Source organism: Klebsiella sp. OBRC7, from assembly GCF_000293135.1.
Classification (GTDB): Bacteria; Pseudomonadota; Gammaproteobacteria; order Enterobacterales; family Enterobacteriaceae; genus Klebsiella; species Klebsiella michiganensis.
Window position 1 is genome coordinate 1 of sequence record NZ_ALNJ01000078.1, and the last position, 1,904, is coordinate 1,904.

At 49.1% G+C, this 1,904-nt stretch carries 1 protein-coding gene and 1 pseudogene; one reads left to right on the top strand and one right to left on the bottom strand.

Translation table 11 applies throughout. From position 1 onward, the window contains the following. Positions 1-260 precede the first annotated feature (260 nt). Positions 261-590, bottom strand: a complete 330-nt coding sequence (locus tag HMPREF1144_RS15525; protein WP_016154439.1) for an NIPSNAP family protein — start codon at positions 588-590, stop codon at positions 261-263. A gap of 489 nt (positions 591-1,079) precedes the next feature. Here HMPREF1144_RS15525 and HMPREF1144_RS33675 point away from each other — a divergent pair. Beyond that, positions 1,080-1,904, top strand: a pseudogene (locus tag HMPREF1144_RS33675) (transposase); the annotation flags it as partial.

A 1,904-nucleotide genomic window follows, 5' to 3' on the forward strand; every position in this document is an offset into this window, starting at 1 on the left:
ATAATCAGGGGAAGTCCCTTCCATTCGTTAAGGCTGATTTTTTGTAAGTACCCCACTTAAACGCCCCATTCTCTTTCAGAGACCCTCTGGCACATGGATTAGGTTTTCCGAAAGCGAACTTCCGCTCTTCGCTCATAGATGCCGGTCAAACATCCCGCATTCAGCATGTGAGGCGGTAGCCTCATCTCTGATGTACTGAATAACAGTAACGTCTTGCTGGTGTGTCTATCCCGGCTTTACCATGACGTATAGCGATAGGGTCAGTGGGTTCGTAAATGCTCAACGGCACTCTCAGTGAGAGTCAGTACCGATTTAACGCTGATGCTTATTCTATCGATAATGGCCTGCCGGGGACCATGACGCCATGCTTCGCTATCATAAAAGGTGTCCTGGGCAGTTTTCAGGTGAGAGAGGCTGTTATAAGCCCTGATCAGATAGTAAGCATCGTCGTCATGTGCTGATATACCATAAGAAATAACATCCATTCCCACTGAACGGTGAAGTGGAACACTCACTTCTTTCATTATTCTATGAAAGTCTTTTCCAGTACCGGGTTTGAGGGTGTACAGCAAAAATTCGACAGTTTTCATCTTCGATATCCTATTCTGTTTTTCTCATCATAGCGAATTATGGCGACGTGTAGTCGTGAAACCGAACAGAAGAACTGGACTGCCAGGCTGTCCCCAGCAGTTATGGCTCTGAATGTCTCATGCGTGCCAGGAGCGGACGTTGCTAACATAGAGATGCTCTAATCTGCAAGGAGCAGCTCCCCCTTTATCAGACAATCTTGTCTGACGCTCCGGACAGAAATATGCTGGTTTTATCTGTTCAGAACACTGAACTATGTTCGGGAAATCACAGAGTCAGGCTAACGGAATAGAATAGTGAGCGGTGTCTTAACCCCTTAAATCGTAAAAGCACCGGTTGATAGCTGATGATGAACGCTTCTCTGATTTAACCAAGCATCGGCATTGAGAATGAATCAAAAAAGTGAAAATATCAAAGGGTAATAGCCTCCGTTTGAACCGGACACCTCACCAGTAAGACATAGTCATAGAGCTATGTTTAAGGAGTGTCCTGTGCAAAGAATCGAAGTGATCACTGGCGAGCAAAAACGCCGTCGTTATACTCCTGAAGAGAAAGCCCGTTTTGTTGCGCTCGCCATGCAGCCCGGCTACACCGTCTCACTCGTTGCCCGGCAATATGACATCACACCCAGTCTTCTTTTTAAGTGGAAACGGCTCATGAACGAGGGTGGAAAGTCTGCGATCGTCGCTGGCGACGAGGTCGTCAGTGTCTCCGAGGTCCAAGCGCTGGAGAAAAAAGTCAAACAGCTTGAACAAATGCTGGGCCGCAAGACGATGGAAGCCGAAATCCATAGGAACGCGCTTGAGATAGCCTAGGCAAAAAAGTTGATATCGCGCATGCCATTGCTGCCACCGGACGATACCTCCTCATCCGAATAGCAGAAGTGCTCTGCGTATCGCGTTCGAATCTTTATGAACGGCTGCTAAAGAAGCGCCAGCAGCGGCCAGCCCGCTATAGCAAAGATGATGACGCCCGACTGTTACCGCTTATCCGCCAGATATGCAGCGAGCGGGCGACAAACGGCTACCGTCGCGTGACGGCACACCTCAATCGTGCGCTGAAGGAACAAAACTGGCGGGTTAACCACAAACGCATTTACCGGATCATGCAGGCGAATAACCTGTTGCTGGCAAAATCTGGCCATAGAAAGCCAGAGCACAGTCATACCGGCAACGTCGTGACACTCAAGCCGGATACGCACTGGTGTTGAAATCCGCTGCTTGAATCGGGAAGTCGTGCGGGTAGTGTTCAGCCTTGACTGCTGTGATCGCGAAGCCATCTGCTGGTTAGACTGGCCCCATGAATCTCCAGACAGT